16 protein-coding genes and 1 riboswitch are annotated in these 17,732 nt (G+C 51.6%); of the genes, 3 read left to right on the top strand and 13 right to left on the bottom strand.

The window, feature by feature from the left end:
* Positions 1 to 35: 35 nt before the first annotated feature.
* The 8 genes from thiO to IEW11_RS07600 all read right to left on the bottom strand — a co-directional run bounded on the left by thiO (position 36) and on the right by IEW11_RS07600 (position 8,881).
* The gene (thiO, locus tag IEW11_RS07565; RefSeq protein WP_188530453.1) at positions 36 to 1,175 is read right to left on the bottom strand and encodes a glycine oxidase ThiO; all 1,140 of its coding nucleotides are present in this window, start codon (positions 1,173 to 1,175) and stop codon (positions 36 to 38) included.
* Positions 1,168 to 1,989 carry a thiazole synthase gene (locus IEW11_RS07570; protein ID WP_188530454.1) on the bottom strand — a complete coding sequence of 274 codons (822 nt, stop codon included), beginning with the start codon at positions 1,987 to 1,989 and terminating at the stop codon, positions 1,168 to 1,170. The genes thiO and IEW11_RS07570 overlap by 8 nt, the downstream gene beginning before the upstream one ends.
* A 4-nt stretch (positions 1,990 to 1,993) precedes the next feature.
* Entirely contained in the window at positions 1,994 to 2,839 is an 846-nt protein-coding gene (gene thiE / locus IEW11_RS07575) for a thiamine phosphate synthase (RefSeq protein ID WP_308422713.1), read from the bottom strand.
* On the bottom strand, positions 2,827 to 3,948 hold the full coding sequence (locus tag IEW11_RS07580; RefSeq protein WP_188530455.1) for a ThiF family adenylyltransferase: 1,122 nt from the start codon (positions 3,946 to 3,948) through the stop codon (positions 2,827 to 2,829). Before IEW11_RS07580 ends, thiE begins: the two co-directional genes overlap by 13 nt.
* Positions 3,935 to 5,701 carry a phosphomethylpyrimidine synthase ThiC gene (thiC, locus tag IEW11_RS07585; RefSeq protein WP_188530456.1) on the bottom strand — a complete coding sequence of 589 codons (1,767 nt, stop codon included), beginning with the start codon at positions 5,699 to 5,701 and terminating at the stop codon, positions 3,935 to 3,937. Before thiC ends, IEW11_RS07580 begins: the two co-directional genes overlap by 14 nt.
* Before the next feature lie 177 nt (positions 5,702 to 5,878).
* A riboswitch (TPP riboswitch) is annotated at positions 5,879 to 5,987 on the bottom strand.
* Between the two features lie 63 nt (positions 5,988 to 6,050).
* The gene (locus IEW11_RS07590; RefSeq protein WP_188530457.1) at positions 6,051 to 7,217 is read right to left on the bottom strand and encodes a glycosyltransferase family 4 protein; all 1,167 of its coding nucleotides are present in this window, start codon (positions 7,215 to 7,217) and stop codon (positions 6,051 to 6,053) included.
* Positions 7,218 to 7,345: 128 nt separating this feature from the next.
* Complete coding sequence (gene gutB, locus IEW11_RS07595; protein WP_188530458.1) at positions 7,346 to 8,428, bottom strand: sorbitol/xylitol/iditol dehydrogenase GutB; 1,083 nt, start codon at positions 8,426 to 8,428, stop codon at positions 7,346 to 7,348.
* Between the two features lie 147 nt (positions 8,429 to 8,575).
* Positions 8,576 to 8,881 (bottom strand): hypothetical protein, encoded by a 306-nt coding sequence (locus tag IEW11_RS07600; protein WP_188530459.1) that lies wholly within the window; start codon positions 8,879 to 8,881, stop codon positions 8,576 to 8,578.
* A gap of 143 nt (positions 8,882 to 9,024) precedes the next feature.
* Here IEW11_RS07600 and asd point away from each other — a divergent pair, with 143 nt between their 5' ends.
* Positions 9,025 to 9,807, top strand: a complete 783-nt coding sequence (asd, locus tag IEW11_RS07605) for an archaetidylserine decarboxylase (protein ID WP_188530460.1) — start codon at positions 9,025 to 9,027, stop codon at positions 9,805 to 9,807.
* 43 nt (positions 9,808 to 9,850) lie between these two features.
* Here the strand turns inward: asd and pdxR are convergent, their stop codons facing one another.
* Entirely contained in the window at positions 9,851 to 11,311 is a 1,461-nt protein-coding gene (pdxR, locus tag IEW11_RS07610; RefSeq protein WP_188530461.1) for a MocR-like pyridoxine biosynthesis transcription factor PdxR, read from the bottom strand.
* 156 nt (positions 11,312 to 11,467) lie between these two features.
* Here pdxR and IEW11_RS07615 point away from each other — a divergent pair, with 156 nt between their 5' ends.
* Complete coding sequence (locus IEW11_RS07615; RefSeq protein WP_188530462.1) at positions 11,468 to 12,094, top strand: pyridoxamine 5'-phosphate oxidase family protein; 627 nt, start codon at positions 11,468 to 11,470, stop codon at positions 12,092 to 12,094.
* Positions 12,095 to 12,126: 32 nt separating this feature from the next.
* Here IEW11_RS07615 and IEW11_RS07620 read toward each other — a convergent pair whose 3' ends face one another.
* The gene (locus IEW11_RS07620; RefSeq protein ID WP_188530463.1) at positions 12,127 to 12,918 is read right to left on the bottom strand and encodes a helix-turn-helix domain-containing protein; all 792 of its coding nucleotides are present in this window, start codon (positions 12,916 to 12,918) and stop codon (positions 12,127 to 12,129) included.
* Between the two features lie 175 nt (positions 12,919 to 13,093).
* On the opposite strand from IEW11_RS07620, the gene IEW11_RS07625 reads away from it, so the two are divergent.
* Complete coding sequence (locus tag IEW11_RS07625; RefSeq protein ID WP_188530464.1) at positions 13,094 to 14,395, top strand: aminotransferase class I/II-fold pyridoxal phosphate-dependent enzyme; 1,302 nt, start codon at positions 13,094 to 13,096, stop codon at positions 14,393 to 14,395.
* A 177-nt stretch (positions 14,396 to 14,572) separates the two neighbouring features.
* Here IEW11_RS07625 and IEW11_RS07630 read toward each other — a convergent pair whose 3' ends face one another.
* From IEW11_RS07630 to IEW11_RS07640, 3 genes are read right to left on the bottom strand one after another with little or no spacing between them, the layout of a single operon-like run.
* The gene (locus tag IEW11_RS07630) at positions 14,573 to 15,640 is read right to left on the bottom strand and encodes an aminopeptidase (protein ID WP_188530465.1); all 1,068 of its coding nucleotides are present in this window, start codon (positions 15,638 to 15,640) and stop codon (positions 14,573 to 14,575) included.
* Between the two features lie 25 nt (positions 15,641 to 15,665).
* Positions 15,666 to 16,910 carry an ABC transporter permease gene (locus IEW11_RS07635; protein WP_188530466.1) on the bottom strand — a complete coding sequence of 415 codons (1,245 nt, stop codon included), beginning with the start codon at positions 16,908 to 16,910 and terminating at the stop codon, positions 15,666 to 15,668.
* Positions 16,894 to 17,652: an ABC transporter ATP-binding protein gene (locus tag IEW11_RS07640; RefSeq protein ID WP_188530467.1), complete on the bottom strand. Its 759-nt coding sequence runs from the start codon at positions 17,650 to 17,652 to the stop codon at positions 16,894 to 16,896. The genes IEW11_RS07635 and IEW11_RS07640 overlap by 17 nt, the downstream gene beginning before the upstream one ends.
* Between the last annotated feature and the right edge of the window lie 80 nt (positions 17,653 to 17,732).

Consider the following 17,732-nt stretch of genomic DNA (forward strand, 5'->3'; position numbering starts at 1 on the left):
CATGTCCTGTTGTATATATAAACAAAGGGGCCCTCTCATAGGGCCCCTCGAACTGCGCCTGCTGCGAACCGATGAGGTGCAAAAGGCTGAAGCGATATTTCCGGCTGTTTGCCGTCCAGAAGATCTGATACAAGAAAAGCGGTGATCGGACTTAATAAAATGCCGTTTCTGTAATGTCCCGCCGCTAAAATGACGCGGGGCAGATGCGGAAGCTCCCCGATTAACGGCCAGCCGTCACGGGTTGCAGGCCGCAGGCCCGCCCACCGGTGCACCGTTTCCTTGTCGCCGAGGAAAGGAAACACACGAGGCCCCATCCGGGTCAAACGTCCGATTCCCCGATCCGTTACCGAGGTATCGAATCCTGCAACATCCTCCGATGCTCCGCACACGAGCGTCTGATTCCCTTTCGCCACCCAATAAGCCTGGCTGGAAAAGACCATATGCCTGACCATGCCTGTCGGAACCGGATACGAGCAGATTTGTCCGCGAATCGGATGCACCGGCAGCGGCACACCGAACCATGACTCATACATTCCCGTCCATGCTCCAGTACATACAACAAGCCGGTCGCCCCTTACCTCAGCAGAGCGACCCGGCTTGACCGATACCTGGATGCCCTTATCCCACGTCACCTCCGAGATCGGACCCGCATGATCCAAAAGCTCTACCCCGGTTTTGCGGCAAGCCGTCTCCAATGCTTTCACCAAGCTTGGAGCATAGACATGACTTTCCTTCGGACAATACAGCGCCGCAGCGACATCACCAGACAAAAGCGGTTCAAGCTCTTTGAGAGCTGCGGAATCCACGAGCTCAGATTGCGCGCCGAACTGATTCTGCCATTCCATGCGGGTGCGCAGCGGAAGCAAATCCGCCTCATGATATACGATGTGAAGGCTGCCGGAGCGGCTCCACTCTACTTCCATACCGGATGCTTCTTGCACGCGCCCAATCCATTCCGGATAACGCAGCAAGCTCGCATGACAGAGGCCGAAAAAGGCATCCGGCTGCTCAGTATTCTCAGCGTAGGGCGCCAGCATCCCAGCCGCAGCCCCTGACGCCTGCCCGCCAAGCGAGCCCGGCTCGAGCAGCGTAACACGGTAGCCCCTTTGTCTGGCTTCAAACGCGCAGGATAAACCGATGATGCCGCCGCCGAGAATCAACACATGTTCAGCCAACGTCAACCGACTCCTTCTGCCCGGAATGGAATAACACTCCGTCACGCGTACTACTCGCGGAAGCATACTTTTTCCTGGAGATTCTTCCGGCCAAATATGCCATGCGTCCAGCCCGAATGGCCAATGCCATCGCTTGGGCCATTGCCACCGGATCCTGCGCCTTTGCAACCGGCGTGTTGGCAAGGACGCCGGCCGCGCCAAGCTCCATTGCCTGTACGGCATCCTGCGCCGAGCCAAGCCCCGCATCCACAATAATCGGGACCTTCGCCTGTTCACAGATTAACCCGATATTGTATGGGTTAAGTATGCCAAGCCCCGTTCCGATCGGCGCTCCGCCAGGCATGACCGCCGCAGCCCCGGCCTCCTCCAGCCGACGGCACAGGATCGGGTCATCCGAAGTATAAGGCAGTACGATAAAATCTTCTTTGACTAGCCTTTCTGTCGCCCTTAACGTTTCGATCGGGTCGGGAAGCAGCGTCCGGTCGTCAGCACTGATCTCTACCTTGATCCAGTTACCCAAGCCTGCCGCCCGTGCAAGCCTCGCAATACGGACTGCTTCATCCGCATTTCCCGCGCCAGAAGTATTGGGCAGATAGGTTAAAGAACGATCGGAAATATGCTGCAATATCGAATCGTCTTCCACAAAGTCCAGATTAACCCTCCGCACAGCAAACGTAAGGACCTCCGCACCGCATGCATCAAGTGCCATTTGAAATACGGCAGGTGAAGGAAAACGGCCCGTTCCGAGAAAAAAACGGGATTTTAGCCGTTCGCCCCCGATAATAAGCTCATCATTATCCCATTCGCTCTGCATCACGTTATCCTCCTCCAACAAAATGGACCAGCTCAATCTTTACCCCGGAGAACAATTGGGTGGCTGCCCATTCATCCTGCGGAACTATATACCCATCCAGCTCAACAACGAGCTTTCTGCCCTGTAATCCGTATCTGGCAATAAGTTGATCCACCGTTCGCGCGGTTACAGTTTCCGGGCGTCCGTTGACGACGATTTCCTTTGGCGCATAAACGCTGCCCCGGCTCGAACGAACGCGTTCGCTGAGCAGCCTTGCCGTTCCTTTGACATCACTGCTTCCCACGATGGCGGATACCGCGCAAATCCGCTTCGCTCCGGCTTCAAGCACATCATCCACATTACCTGGTGTAATTCCGCCGATTGCAACGAAAGGAATCGTGATTTCTGCAGCCACTTGGCGCACATAATCCAGCGTCACCGGCTTGACGCCGGGTTTTGTTCCGGTTGGATAGACCGGACCTACGCCAATGTAGTCTGCACCACCCAGCTCAGCCGCGCGCGCTTCCTCAATCGCATGGGTGGAAATGCCGATAATACGGCTGCTTCCGAGCAGGCGTCTAGCCTCCTGAAGCGATAAATCCTCCTGTCCCAGATGCACGCCGTCCGCTTCAACCTCAATAGCCAGTTCAATATGGTCATTGATGATGAGCGGAACGCCGTAACGCCTGGTTAGCGCCTTAAGCTCTTGCGCTTTGCGCAGCAGCTCCTGCGGGGATGACGTTTTGTCCCGAAGCTGCACAATATCAGCTCCGCCCTGCAGTGCCTCTTCCATTACTTCACTGATCGCGCGTCCGGGATGATAGTTCTCTCCGGTGATGACATATAATGAAAAATCGTTCAGCTTTCCCATAGCTCTTCGACCCTCTCCTTCGAAGTCAAATAGGCCTCGCATAACCGGACGGCCTCCGATGGGTCGGACGTCCCTTGCACGAGCACTCTTCCATCCGGAAACAGAACCAGCCTTCTATTATCCATCAGCTCAGCCCTTACCAGATAAGGGTTCGAGGATACCGTAGCTCCCTGCGCCGTCAGCCTCTGCTTCCACATATTCAAATCTAATGTATGCGGAAGCGACACCTGAACGGTGTCCCTTCCGCAGAGAGAAGCGGCTGCCGGTACGCGTTCAGCAGGCTGGTCCCCAACATTCCCACCCCGTGCTTGTTCTCCGCATACAGAGCATTGCAGTCTGGCTTGAGGCAGCCTCATCTCACGAACCTTAAACGGCCACAGATCAAACTGAAGCAGCGTAGGGCGTATCGAATCACGATCTCCCGTCAGCCACTTCAGCGCCTCCGCCGATTGCAGTGAAGCAACGAACTCGACAGCCGGCGAGATGACGCCCAACGTCTCACAAGTTGCCATTCCGCCTTCATTCTCAGCAGCTTCGCCGCCGATCAGGCAGTGCAGGCAGCCCGTCTCCCCGGGAATGAACATTGCGCTCATCCCGCTTGATCCAGCCACTCCGCCATATAAAAACGGGATCCCTTTGCGATAACAGACCTTGCTCAGCAGCAGCCGGGCCGCTGCATTGTCCGTTCCGTCCAACACAAGATCGATGCCATCGAACAACGGCATGACCGTATGGGCCGTCACATCCGTCACATGCGCGTCCACATGCACACTGCTGTTGATCCACTGCAGCCTGCGCGCCGCGGCCACCGCTTTAGGCAGCGCAAGGCGGGCGTCCTCCTCATCAAACAGCACCTGCCGCTGCAGATTGCTCGGCTCAACATAATCACGATCGGCCAGCCGCACAGTGCCCACACCAGCCCGCACCATATGCTGGGCAAGCGATGCCCCAAGCGCGCCGACGCCGACGATCAGTACGCTTGCTTCGCTTAACCGCTGCTGGCCGGCACGGCCGATCGGCGCGAATCTCAGCTGTCTTGAATAACGCTCTTCCCAGGGAATTTCAGCTGATCCGATCCGCTTTGATTCGCCAAGATCAAGATTTGGCATAAATCTGGCCACCTGCAGCCTTAAACGCATCTGACTTTTCACGCATTCCCGCTTCGATCGCCTCTTGCGTTTCCATTCCGTTGCGCTCGGCATAATCGCGAATATCCTGTGTAATTCTCATACTGCAGAACTTCGGTCCGCACATCGAACAAAAATGAGCCGATTTTGCCGCTTCGGCCGGCAGCGTCTCATCATGATAGGACATTGCGCGCTCCGGATCGAGCGACAGATGAAATTGATCCTTCCAGCGGAAATCGAACCTTGCTTTGGACAATGCATCGTCACGCGTTCTAGCACGCGGATGGCCTTTGGCAAGATCCGCAGCATGAGCGGCAATTTTATAAGTAATGACGCCTTCTTTCACGTCTTCTTTGTTCGGCAGTCCCAGGTGCTCCTTCGGTGTAACATAACAAAGCATAGCCGTTCCAAACCAGCCGATCATTGCCGCTCCAATCGCCGAAGTTATATGGTCATAGCCTGGAGCAATGTCCGTGGTCAACGGCCCGAGCGTATAGAATGGCGCTTCGTCGCACACCGCAAGCTGGCGGTCCATATTTTCTTTGATCAGGTGCATCGGCACGTGGCCCGGACCTTCAATCATCACCTGCACGTCATGCTTCCAGGCGATTTTCGTCAATTCACCCAGCGTATCCAATTCAGCGAACTGAGCTTCATCATTCGCATCGGCGATCGAGCCCGGACGCAGGCCGTCGCCTAGCGAGAACGATACGTCATAGGCTTTCATAATTTCACAAATTTCCTCAAAATGCGTGTACAAGAAATTCTCTTGATGATGCGCCAGACACCATGCAGCCATGATCGATCCGCCGCGGGACACGATACCGGTTACCCGCTTGGCTGTTAACGGAACATAGCGCAGGAGTACCCCCGCATGAATCGTGAAATAATCGACGCCTTGCTCCGCTTGCTCGATCAACGTGTCGCGGAACACTTCCCAGTTCAAATCCTCTGCTACTCCGTTTACCTTCTCCAATGCCTGGTAAATAGGAACTGTTCCTACCGGAACCGGTGAATTGCGGACAATCCACTCCCGCGTCGTATGAATGTTCTTGCCCGTGGACAGATCCATGATCGTATCCGCTCCCCAACGGGTTGCCCAAGTCATCTTTTCCACTTCCTCTTCGATGGAGGAAGCAACGGCGGAATTTCCAATATTCGCGTTGATCTTAACATGGAAATTGCGTCCGATGATCATCGGCTCGCTTTCCGGATGGTTGATATTGGCCGGGATAATCGCTCTGCCTTCCGCAATCTCCTTGCGGACAAATTCAGGCTCCATCCCTTCACGGATTGCAATGTATTCCATCTCCGGCGTTATGATTCCTTTACGGGCATAATGGAGCTGTGTCACATTGCTTCCCGCTTTAGCGCGAAGCGGTTTGCGCTCCAACCCAGGAAACAGCTCTGCTCCTTTTTCTTCCACACGTTCCTGCGAAACGAAGCCATTGTCTTCCGGCTTAATCTGGCGGCCTTCATATGTTTCAACATCGCCCCGCTCCTCAATCCATGCGCGGCGCAGCGCAGGCAGACCGCGACGGACGTCTGCTTCATATGCGGTATCCGTATAAGGACCGCTCGCATCATAGACACGTACCGGTTCATTGATGACTTCCTTGCCCCCTGCCGTTGTCGGGCTTAATTCGATTTCTCTCATCGGAACTTGAATATCTTCTCTTGAGCCTTTCACGTAAACCTTGCGGCTGCCTGGCAGCGGTGTAGTTAAAATGGACATATAAAATAGCCTCCTAAGGAATAAATTAGAATCCCTAGGAGGCTCGCAGATAAAGTCCTCTCTCGCATCGCGGAGCCAGCAAAAAAGCCGCCCCGGCGAAGGAGCGGCTGAATGATGCAATGGTAAGGACGGTATACGGGCATCATCTGCCGGCATCTAACCGTCTATCAAATCGACCAAGGCATTATCCCACTTTCCTACGCTGGTATAACCCAGATCAGGTACAAAGGGACCAAGGCGTTGCTCCGCCTTATCTCAGCCCGTTCGGGCGCCCCTAGTGGATTCTTGCTTTGACTATACGTTTGTTAACCTTATTTGTCAACCCTGATTTGCCTTGGTTTATAACATTTTATGGATTCAAGAGCCCCGTTTCCATGAAGACCTCCATCCACCGCTCGCCTGCTTTTTGCCAGTTGAAATAACGTTCTACCCGTTCACGGCTTCGTTGTCCCATCATCGCCCGGAGCTCGTTGTCCTGCAGCAGCAGAAGTATACAGTCACGCAGCTCGCTTCGCAGATGATCCGGGTCTGCAAGAAGCCCTGTCACGCCGTCTTCAATGATTTCTTTCATCCCCCCGGCCCTTGTTGCAACAACCGGCAGGCCGCATGCCATGGCCTCCACGTTGACCAGTCCGAACGCTTCCCTTCTGTCGGAAGGCACCACGGCAGCATCGGCAGCAAGATACCAGTCCGGCACCTCGTTATAAGGCACATAGGGGACAAAAAGCACGTGATTCGGCCACGCTTTTCCCAGTCTATGCAGTTGTCTGGTATAAGCTGTAATCCGATGGGAGCCATAGTATGCGCTGCCCACGATGACGATCAGAATGTCAGGGTGAACGGCAACGAGCTCAGGCAGTAAGCTGAGCAAGTGATGCACGCCTTTACGGGGAATCAACCTCCCCATATACAGTACGACGCTTCGATCCTTCCACCCTCTTATATGCCGCAGCCAGTGGCGCCTCTCAGCACCTTCAACAGAATATTGCGAATGAAATTTCGAGGTTTCCACGCCTAAATGAACCACGCGCAGCTTATGCAGCGCATCAGGCACTTTGGCTGCGACGACATTCCTTAAGTACATGCTGTTTACAATGATCCGCTCCGCACAGCGCAAGCTCTCCCGCAGCAGCTTCGGACTAATATATCCGTTCCCGATAAAGGTTGTAGAATGCAGATTCAACCAAATGCGGGAACGCGGACACTGCTTTCGAATGCGCAAAAGATGCTGGGGACGATTTTCAACCACGACCAAATCAGGCCTGAACGTGCGCAGCGATCGCGCTACCGACTGGATATACCTGATTTTGTTAACCGCCGGAAAACGTAAACAGGTTACGCCATGCAAAGTTCCCCGCCTCGCCAGCCTGGGCGCGGTTCGACCGTAGATTCTTGCTCTCACGACGTGGTTAAGCTGCGGCACGATATACTCGACAACACGCTCCACCGAGCTGCTTTTAGAGGAAGGCAGAGGGAACGAGCCAGGTGTTACGAAAGCGACTTTGGGCATGGCCATGCCTATGGGACACCCTCTTTCCGGTATGCTTTACTATGACAACATACACGCGAAATGCCCTGTCCGGCACGGCATTATCCCGCCCGGCATCACCCAACTTTATACGGGGAAGCTAAAGTCTTGCTTCGCTACATCCCATTAGGGTATACAACTACTTTGAGCGAACCGCTCTTATTCGTTCTAGCCCGCTCCATTGCTTCTTTAGTCTGTTCCAATGGATAACGGTCCGTGATCATGATGTCCGTATCGGCAATTCCCGACGATATAAAGGTGATTCCTTGAGCATAGGTATTTGCATAGCGGAACACTCCATAAATGTCGATTTCGTTGTCCGCTATGGATGGAACATTGACAGGGATCTCTTCTTGCGGAGGGAGCCCGACGATTGATAACCTTCCTCCTCTGCAAAGAGAACGGAGCGCCGTTTTCAATGCATGGGGATGTCCGGCCGTTTCAAAAGCGACATCCGCCCCTTTACCACCCGTCAAATCCTTGATAACTTCAGCTGCATCCTGCTTGCTTGCATCAAGCGCATGATGTGCGCCCAGCTTTATTGCCGCCTTCAAACGTACCGGCTCCATATCGCTGACGATGATTTTTCCCGCACCGAACGCTTTTGCCGCAACAACCGCCATGAGCCCCACCGGCCCCATGCCAATGATTGCAACCGTCTCTCCGGGCTTAATGCCTGCCCGTTTGGCCGCATGGATGCCGACTGAGAAGGGTTCGATCAAGGCCGCTGTTTCAAAGGACATTCCGTCAGGAATCGGAAACAAAAAGTCTTCACGATGCTTGATATATTGGACAAATGCGCCATCCACCGGCGGTGTAGCGAGAAACTGCACATCCGCGCACAAATTGTATCTTCCGGATTTGCAATGATCGCATCTGCCGCAGGTAATCCCCGGCTCTACCGCCACCCGGTCTCCAACCTTAAAGCGGGTCACCTTGTCACCGACAGCAGCTACGATGCCCGCGCACTCATGTCCTAAAATAATCGGCTTTTCCACCACATACGGACCGATCCTGCCGTGCTCGTAATAATGAATGTCCGAACCGCATATACCTACCGCCATGATCTTTACAAGCACCTCGTCTCCGCTTGCCTCAGGAACGTTCCGCTCCTCGATCACAATATCAAACGGCTGCGGCATAACGGCCGCTCGCATCGTTTTGGGAATCGCTTCATGGGCATTCTGAATGGTTGACATAGTCTTCCTCCCTATTTCGCATGATTTGCTCTGATTCCATGACAAAGAAACTTTCAAGACTAGCTGCTTGGATTACTACAAACTAGTATAAAAGTTTTTTGCCTAGAAGAAAATGGGGATTATGAACATGGCTGTCAGATTCATCGTTTAACGGCTTTTGATGTTTTTCTGGCCCACCATCACATTTTTAAACAACAGCGCTGAAAAATACGGTCCAAGATAGGCGCCTCCGATAATAAATAACGGATTCAACAGCACTTCATGAACCTGGGTCATAAATACCGCGTTATCGAGCAGTGTCCGGATGATACTTGCCGATGCAATAGCGAACACGATGAGCAGCGCTAAAAAACCCAGTGCATCCAAAAAAAATGTCAGCTTTCCGCTTAACCTTTTCATCCACCAAATGGATACGGAAGAGACTAACAGCAATACCATGATTACCACGGTCATTAGAGACACCTCCATTGACAGCATGCACAGCAAAATATCCTGTTATACTTGGAGCAGGGATGATGTATTGCTTTCACCCGCCTGATGTGTCAAACTATTTCGGTAGAGATATGATGTGCTAGAAAGGACGTGAAGTAATCGGCATGAACAAATGGCTGCTGCGATCGATGACCGAGCTGAGCTCGCGTAAATGGATCTCAAAATTAACAGGCCGATTTGCCCAATCGTCGGCGAGCCGCCGTTTTATCCCAAAATTCGCCAAATTGTACGGCATCCGGATTGAAGAAGCTGAAAAGAAGCTCCATGAATATAAATCGTTAAACGAATTTTTCACCCGCCGGTTAAAGCCCGGAGCCAGAGAAATCGAGCCGCATCCCGATGTGCTGGTCAGCCCTGTCGATGCATTGATCACAGGCGCTGGACCGGTGAATTCCGGTACGATATTAAATGTAAAGGGGCAGGATTATACGATCGAGGAGCTGCTTAATCGCTCTCCGCGCACGGAAAATTACCGCCACGGTTTTTGTATTGTGCTGTATTTAAGTCCAACCGATTACCATCGGATTCATACCCCGGTTGGAGGTGTCATCGTGGAGAGAGAGCACATTCCTGGCAAAGTGTATCCCGTTAATGACTTCGCCCTTCGCAATATGCCTCGCGTGCTTAGCCGCAATGAACGGTTGGTCACTTACATTAAACACAACACCGGAGAGATCGCCGTCATCAAAGTCGGTGCGATGAACGTCAGCAGCATCAGGTATGTCGAACCGATCAAGAATCAGGTCGAAAAAGGGGAAGAGCTTGCCTACTTCGAATTCGGCTCCACCGTAGTCCTGCTCACCGAGGACGATTCCTTCACGCTTCGTAACGATCTCATGCCCGGGAAACGGGTTCGGGTCGGAGAAGAGCTTGGGCGTTTATCCTAAATACCCTAAAAAGAGCCATTCCAATCGACAGATGGAATGGCTCTTATCTATGTTCTATAACCGATTCTATAATAGCCGCCGCTTCCATTAGCTCCTGTTCGTTCATATGTACGAAGCCAAACAAAGCGTATCGCTGCTCTGTATTAGGCAGCTCATATCTGTTCCCGTCCGTCCAGACGATGCCTGCCTTTTCACATTCTTGCCTGAAATGATCATAATCGCAAGAAGCTCCCCTCCATCGTGCATACAGATGCAGGCCCGCATCCGAATCGTAAAACTCAAAATGTCGGTTAAGCAGCGGCTGTATATGATTACGGAATACGATCATGCGGCGTCCACATTCACGCTTCATCCGCCTCAAATGTTTTCCGTATCGGCCGGAAGCCATAAAACCGGATAACGCCCGCTGCTCTACGATGCCCGTTGGATATGGCTCAAATAAATATTTTGCTCGGCGGAACGGATCCACAAGGGGTGAGGGAAGTACGGCATATCCAATCCGCAAATCAGTAAGCATCGTCTTGGAAAATGTGCCAATATAGACAACACGCCCCGTCTGGTCCAGAGCTTTTAACGGCTCCGTCGGCCTCTCCCCCCAGCGGAATTCGCTGTCGTAATCATCTTCAATAATGACTGCATCTTGGCTGACCGCCCATTTCAGCAAAGCCGTTTTCCGTTTGAGGGATAATGCCACGCCCGTAGGAAATTGCCTCGTCGGCGTAACAAACAGCAAGCGTGATTGCCACTGATCCGGAATAATACCCTCACGATCGACGGCAGCATTCAACACCCTTCCTCCAGCCGCTTTAACTGCCCTTCTGATTCCCCCGTATGATGGATTCTCCACAACAACGTCATCGCCTTCATGAATTAACAGCATACTCAATATTGCGATTGCATGCATGGATCCATTCGTTATGACGATCTGTTCCGGCTCAGCCAGAACTCCACGTTCACGGGCTAAATAAAGGGCGATTGCCTCGCGCAGCGGCACATAACCTTCCGTTGTAAAAGCAGACTCATATGGCCGCTCTGCCGATGATCGCACCTCCGCATAATAAGCCGTTTTCCATTCCTCGATTGGAAATAACCGCGGGTCCACTCTGCCGATCGTCAAATCTGCCGGCGGTTTGCGAAGCTCCCTCCCGCTCCCGCCTCGGTCCGGTACAGGATCAAGCTGGCTAACCCATGGCGAGAGGAAGATCGTTGCCGCATGCTCCTTCTGTCCAAAAGCACTGGCCGATTGGAAATCAACAAATGTGCCTCGCCCGGTCTCTGCTCTGATATACCCTTCAGAAAGCAGCATTTCATAGGCCGTATTTACCGTCCCTCTGGAAATGCCGTACGAGGAGGCCAGCTGGCGGCTTGAAGGAAGCCTCGTGCCATAAGTCAATTGCCCCTGCAAGATCGCCTCACGAATGGCCTCATACAAAGCAGTATAAGCATTTCCGCAGGTTTCCAGGTGCCGGTCATAACCAATCCGGAATTCCGTTCTTAGATCCATTTGCTATCACCTCCGGCAGCCACAATTCAGTTGGCAACCCCAAAATTGGTCTATTAAAAGTAATGTAAATTGGATCTTTTTAAATATCAATCAAGTAAGGTATGCTACTTTTCATCAGAAAACATGATCTAGAATGATTACTTTGGAGGGATTGAAATGAGAAGAGGAGAGTTCGAGACGCAGGAAAAACAGGATACCGATAATTTTCTTCATGAGATGAGCTTCGGCTTTCTCGGTACCCTGACAGAACATGGTTGGCCGTCCGTAATACCGCTCAACTATGTCTATCATCAAGAGGCCATTTACTTTCATGGAAGCCGAATTGGCGAGAAAATGAAAAGCTTGGCCGCCCATCCGAATGTTACGTTTGCCGTTGCCAAAGAATATGCCATCATTCCATCCTATTTCTCCGATCCACTGATGGCTTGTCCCGCTACAAGCTATTTTAAATCGGTTATGATCCAAGGCCGTGCAATGGTTGTTGACGATGCTCGCGAAAAAGCTGGAGCGCTCGAAGCGCTGATGAGAAAGCTGCAGCCTGAAGGAGGTTATAAACCGATTGATGCCGAGGATGCCGACTATATCCCTAGACTCAAGGGCGTAGCGGTCGTACGTATCGATATTGTCCATCTATCCGGCAAGTTCAAATTCGGGCAAAATTTATCCGCACAGCGTATGGAGCCTGTCCTGCAAGGCCTGTCCGACCGCGGCGGGAAATTAGATGAGGAGACGGCAGCCCTCATGCATAAATATTGCCCTCATGCCAACAAACGTGAAACTTAACAGCCAATCATCTATATCCCCTTCTCTGCTCTTTAACGAATTTCAGAAGGGCTCTTGCCGGTATATTGTTTAAATTGGCGGCTAAAAAAGAAAATATCCCGATAGCCAAGCGCGTCAGCCACCTCAGTCACATTCATTCCTGCATGCATCAACAGATGCTGCGCCCGCTCAATGCGGGATTGAATCATATAGGCTTGTACGGACACACCGATCATTTCTTTAAATTTGATGGAGAAATATCGGGGCGAGAGCTGTGCCCGCTTGGCCAGATCCTCCACTCGATGCGAAATGCCCGGATTTTGATGAATGTAATTAGCGATCTCATGAATAGCTTCCGTCAATTGGTTGCTCGCTTTGCGTTCGATTGGCACTTGTCCTTCCAGATCCGACCGCAGCAAATGGATGAGCAGCTGCTTTAGAATAAGGCATGCCTCCTCTTCCGCTGCGAAGGTTTTGACTAGAAATAACCTCACATACCTGGAAAGCAAATATTCAAAATCGACGGTTTCAGTTAAAACACGGTAGGGTTCAGGCACGGAATGAACCTGTTCAGCGATATCAAAATGGATGTAGGTAAGTACCAATGGCTTTTGCGGATTATGCGTAGCGCTTGTGTGGTCGCCCGGCCGAAATAAAAAGCAGCTTCCTTTGCCCACTTGGTAGGACTGGCCGTTTAACTCCAAATCACCTTCTCCGCTCCAAACATAGAACAAATCGTAATTGGCCAGCGGTTTCTCACGTTTCTGCCATTTCCATCCGGGCTCGCAAACAATCTTTGCAAACGCAGGTTTCAGAACAAATGAAGAAGGCGAAGCATGCAGCATATTTTCCAAACCTCCCAACAGCCTCTATCTAATCTATCGATGTCATCATACACTACAGCAAAAAGGCAGTGCAACTTCTTAAAAAAATTTGGATATCATTAGCCGATAACACCCAAAAAGTGTTATAATAGCACCCGAAAGGAATCGAACTATTTGGAAGGATGAATAATATCCAATGAACCCACTTGCTCAGCAGTTGAATGAAGCGATTGAACAAGAAAATGCGCATGTCTACTCCATGCTCTCCGGCATCGGCAAAGCGATTTATTTTCCAAAGGAAGGCATTCTAAGCCAATCAGCGGAAGCGAAGGCCAAGGCCAAGAAGTTTAACGCAACAATCGGCATCGCTACAGAGGGCGGTCAACCGATGCATCTAAAAGTCATTCAAGATACATTATCTTCTTACGAACCTAAAGACATTTATCCATATGCGCCACCGGAAGGCAAGCCTGAGCTCCGAACCGCATGGCGCGAGAAAATGATTGAAGAGAATCCGTCTTTACAGGGCAAATCGTTCGGCAATCCCATTGTCACTAATGCGCTGACACATGGATTAAGTATCGTTGCCGATCTATTCGCAGATGCGGGAGACGCGGTAATTATCCCGAACAAAAACTGGGAAAACTATGAACTGACCTTCGGGCTTCGCCGCGGAGCTGAAATTGTAGAGTACCCGCTTTATAACGAAGCGAACCGCTTTAACAGCGCAGGACTGCGTAATGCGCTTCTCTCGCAAAAGGAAAAGGGCAAAGCGATCGTACTGCTCAACTTCCCTAATAATCCAACCGGTTACACGCCGGGAAAAGAAGAAGGGGAAGAAATCGTTGCTGCGATTCGCGATGCTGCAGAAGCAGGCATTAATGTCGTTGCCGTAACTGATGACGCCTATTTCGGATTGTTCTTTGAAGACTCGATGCATGAATCGTTGTTCGGCAAGCTTGCCGACCTTCATCCGCGTGTTCTGGCCGTCAAGGTTGACGGTGCGACCAAAGAAGAATATGTTTGGGGCTTCCGTGTCGGATTTATTACGTACGCTTCCTCTTCTGACGCGATTTTGAAAGCACTGGAGCAGAAGACGATGGGCATTATCCGCGCAACCATTTCAAGCGGCGCCCATCCTTCGCAAACCTTTGTCCTGCAAGCCTTGAAATCTCCGGATTTCGATGCGCAGAAACAAGAGAAATTCGAAATCATGAAACGCCGCGCCAACCGTGTCAAATCTCTGCTCGACAGCAGCAGATACGGAGAGGTTTGGGATTACTATCCGTTTAACTCCGGTTACTTTATGTGCTTGAAGCTGAAAACTACGGATGCGGAATCCGTTCGCACACGTTTGCTTGACGAATATGCGATCGGCACGATCGCGTTGGGCGAAACTGATCTTCGTGTCGCTTTCTCCTGCATCGAGGAGCTGCATCTGGAGGAGCTGTTCGATACGATCTACAAAGCGGTTCTTGAGGTTTCCGGCAAAGCTTGATTATATCCATAAATGTATCACCTAGAAAGGACAGCGGAATGTTGTCCTTTTTTTGCTGCCGCTTGGTCAACAAGTCAACCCTTTTACGTGCATATCCATACTTTGTCCGCAAAGACAACTAGAGTCGCAATAAAAAACGGAGCACAGGTTCATTCGTCCTGCACTCCGATTTTTTTATTAGAATAACCATTTTCCGTCTTTTTGGACTAATTCACCATCGAGGTATAGTTCTCCGCCATCCATGAGGTTTTTGACCATGTCCCAGTGGATCGACGATTCGTTGCCTGCCCCGCCAGCTTCGTAGGCCCTGCCGACCGCCAGATGAACGGAGCCGCCGATCTTCTCGTCGAACAGAATATCCTTGGTCGGCCTGGTAATTCCGAAGTTTGCTCCGATTCCAAGCTCGCCGAGATATCGCGAGCCTTTGTCCGTATCCAAAGCCTGGATCAACGAGTCCTCTCCCTTTTCCGCCGAACATTCCACAATTCTCCCAGCTTCAAAGCGAAGGCGGATCCCGGCAATTTCCCTGCCGTTAAAAATAGTCGGCCATTCATAGTAGATATAGCCTTCGGTCAACAAATGATTCGGCGTGAAGTAGAACTCCCCGTCCGGCACGTTGCGCAAGCCGTAACAAAGGACAGCTTCACGTCCTTCAATGTCAACGGTCAAGTCAGTTTCTTTGCCCACGATCCGTACCTTCTTCGCCGCATTGAACCTGCTTGCGGCCGCGAGCATGGATTGCTGCAGCGCTTTATAGTCCACATTGGTCGCACTGTATACGAAGTCCTCATACTCTTCCAACGACATATCCGCGTCCTGTGCCTGGGCTTGTGTCGGGAACATCGTCAGCACCCATTTCGCTCCGCCCTGCATTAAATATTGGGACAGCTTCCCGGTTGCTTTGCGCCGTTGCTGGAGCCTTTTCGGGTCAACATTGGTCAATTCCTTGTTATTAGCCGCGCCAAGAATCCGAATTAAACCGTCGGCACGATGATATAGCCAATCCATGACCTCGATGTCGGCAAGCTGTTCGTCGCTGGCTTCATCGTAAAAAATCTTATCCAGCTCGGCAAGCCCAATCTGTGTAACCGGATGCCCGCCTGCACGCAGTACACTTCGATATACCTCTTTAATCAACGGTGCAGTCTCTGCTGCGCCGATAATCAAAATCCTCTCTCCCGGCTGCACTCTCACCGAATGATGAACGAGCAGCTCGGCCAATTGCTTCACCCGCGGATCTCCCATATCGTCTAACCTCCTTTTTCACTTTTCAATCTTCCAGACCACTTGTCAGCTTACGCCTTAATCTTGCAGGCAGCATCCAGAATACATATCCCAGATAAACAATTAATGCTGTTAGAGCAGGGGCATATTGATCGGGTGAACCGGAGGTCAGTGCCAGCGGAAGCCAGATTATTCCTCCACAAATTGCGGAAGCCGTGACAACGACCCGGACCAAAGAACCGTCATGCCGCTGTTCCGGCAGCGGGTAGATATGGCGCCATACCGAATGGCGGTGAACCTGGTGCAGCGAGGAGGACTGAACAGCGATAATAAGTACAAACAGGATATGTACGGCTACAGCCCCCCAACCCGATAACAAGAGCCCGACCGAGGTCAAATAAACGATCAGCGCACCAAGCATCGTCAATCTCATGATGATGCCGCCTAGCTCCGTACGCAGTAAGGTAAAAGCAAACAGGTAACGGTACGTATTTTTATGAGCATATCTGATCCGATTGGCGATCCAGGACAAATAACCCCTTCTGGCTATTCGAGAAGGCAGAACCGGGACATCGATAAAGGCACTGAAAAAACGGTAATACCTTCTTCTCGTTCGTTCTTCCTCTGTTATTAATCGCTCCCATGGTACAGAATGCCGCTGCGGCAAACGAATCACTACAACACAGGTAATCACTAACAGAAGCGCAAAAGCCGCCGCATTCCAGAGCGGTGCAGCCAAAAAAGCTGCAAGCATCAGTCCCGCTGCCGCCCAACGGACCAACCGGATCCCGCGCCGTGCGCCCGGCCAAGCCATCTGCCGCTCCCTCCAAGCTCCGAACGCATTCAAGCCTTTCATAACGGTGACGACAACAGCAAGCATCGGCCACGCTAACGGCTCATCAACAGCTTTGACGTACAAAGGCACATAAAGCATCAGCAATGCCCATAAGGCAATGACGCCGGGTATGCCATTATAGCGCCATGAATTTGCCAAATAGTCCCCGATCTCCTTTTCTCTAGGCATAAGGAATACAGTATCCGCAGGATGGAGCCACGTCCGAAACGGACTCCAGCAAATCATTGGCGTGAGCACGATAACCCCGACTGAAATAATCGGAAAGGATGGCGGCATATTGCGCAGCAAATGGCTGTACCCGATCATGCCTACAATGAACAGCAGTGAGACAAAACCAGGAAAGCCGCTTTGCCCCATATACCGAATATACGGTATCGTTTCCTTGCGAAACGCTGTGGCCCGCTGCTGCCATAATAAGCTAAGCGACCGGTTCATCGCCATCCCCTTCCGTGACCAAACGATAAAACGCCTCCTCCAGCGTCTTCGCTCCTGCTCCTGCTTGCCCCTTTACCTCATCAAGCGTACCCTGTGCAACCATTCTGCCCCGATGAAGCACGAGGAACCGGTCGCAATACGCTTCAACCGTGGCCAAAATATGCGAGCTCATCAGAATGGCCGCCCCGCTTTCCTTTACCTTTACAAGACGTTCCAGCAGCGAACGGATCCCGAGCGGGTCAAGCCCGAGAAACGGCTCGTCTATAATGTATAAAGGCGGCTCCGGCAGCAGCGCGTTCATGATCATGACCTTTTGCTTCATCCCTTTGGACAAATGTCCTGAAAAAGCGTTTACCTTCGCATTCATATGGAACTCCTGCAGCAGCCTCTCACTGCGTTTAGCATACAGCTGCTCCTCAACTCCGTAAGCCATGCCTGTCAGCCGCATGTGATCCTGTACGGTCAACTCGTCGAATAATACCGGTGTTTCCGGTACATAAGCAAAGGCTGAACGATAACGCTCCGGGTTTTCCTCTAAGGTGACGCCATTGATCCTGATATCACCCTTGTGCTGCTTCATCAGGCCAAGAATATGCTTTATTGTCGTGCTTTTCCCTGCACCGTTCAATCCGATCAAACCAACCATCTCGCCTGGCCGAATAGTGAACGATATTCCGTGAAGCACGGGTTTGCGCGGGCTGTAGCCGCCTGTCAATTGATCTACTTGAAGAACTGATTCCATCCGCTTCACCTCATCCTTCTATTATAACGAACGCTCAGCTCAAATGGAAACAGCTCCGGCCCCCCTCGATATCGAAGGTA

This window comes from Paenibacillus abyssi, assembly GCF_014640295.1.
Lineage (GTDB): Bacteria > Bacillota > Bacilli > Paenibacillales > Paenibacillaceae > Paenibacillus_D > Paenibacillus_D abyssi.

Coding starts and splice junctions, on each gene's coding strand:
- pdxR (WP_188530461.1), bottom strand. CDS start 11,311: ATGGATCTAAGAACGGAATTCCGGATTGGTTATGACCGGCACCTGGAA.
- asd (WP_188530460.1), top strand. CDS start 9,025: ATGAACAAATGGCTGCTGCGATCGATGACCGAGCTGAGCTCGCGTAAA.
- IEW11_RS07640 (WP_188530467.1), bottom strand. CDS start 17,652: ATGGAATCAGTTCTTCAAGTAGATCAATTGACAGGCGGCTACAGCCCG.
- IEW11_RS07630 (WP_188530465.1), bottom strand. CDS start 15,640: ATGGGAGATCCGCGGGTGAAGCAATTGGCCGAGCTGCTCGTTCATCAT.
- thiC (WP_188530456.1), bottom strand. CDS start 5,701: ATGTCCATTTTAACTACACCGCTGCCAGGCAGCCGCAAGGTTTACGTG.
- gutB (WP_188530458.1), bottom strand. CDS start 8,428: ATGTCAACCATTCAGAATGCCCATGAAGCGATTCCCAAAACGATGCGA.
- IEW11_RS07580 (WP_188530455.1), bottom strand. CDS start 3,948: ATGCCAAATCTTGATCTTGGCGAATCAAAGCGGATCGGATCAGCTGAA.
- IEW11_RS07570 (WP_188530454.1), bottom strand. CDS start 1,989: ATGCAGAGCGAATGGGATAATGATGAGCTTATTATCGGGGGCGAACGG.
- IEW11_RS07625 (WP_188530464.1), top strand. CDS start 13,094: ATGAACCCACTTGCTCAGCAGTTGAATGAAGCGATTGAACAAGAAAAT.
- IEW11_RS07635 (WP_188530466.1), bottom strand. CDS start 16,910: ATGAACCGGTCGCTTAGCTTATTATGGCAGCAGCGGGCCACAGCGTTT.
- IEW11_RS07615 (WP_188530462.1), top strand. CDS start 11,468: ATGAGAAGAGGAGAGTTCGAGACGCAGGAAAAACAGGATACCGATAAT.
- thiE (WP_308422713.1), bottom strand. CDS start 2,839: ATGGGAAAGCTGAACGATTTTTCATTATATGTCATCACCGGAGAGAAC.
- IEW11_RS07590 (WP_188530457.1), bottom strand. CDS start 7,217: ATGGCCATGCCCAAAGTCGCTTTCGTAACACCTGGCTCGTTCCCTCTG.
- IEW11_RS07620 (WP_188530463.1), bottom strand. CDS start 12,918: ATGCTGCATGCTTCGCCTTCTTCATTTGTTCTGAAACCTGCGTTTGCA.
- IEW11_RS07600 (WP_188530459.1), bottom strand. CDS start 8,881: ATGACCGTGGTAATCATGGTATTGCTGTTAGTCTCTTCCGTATCCATT.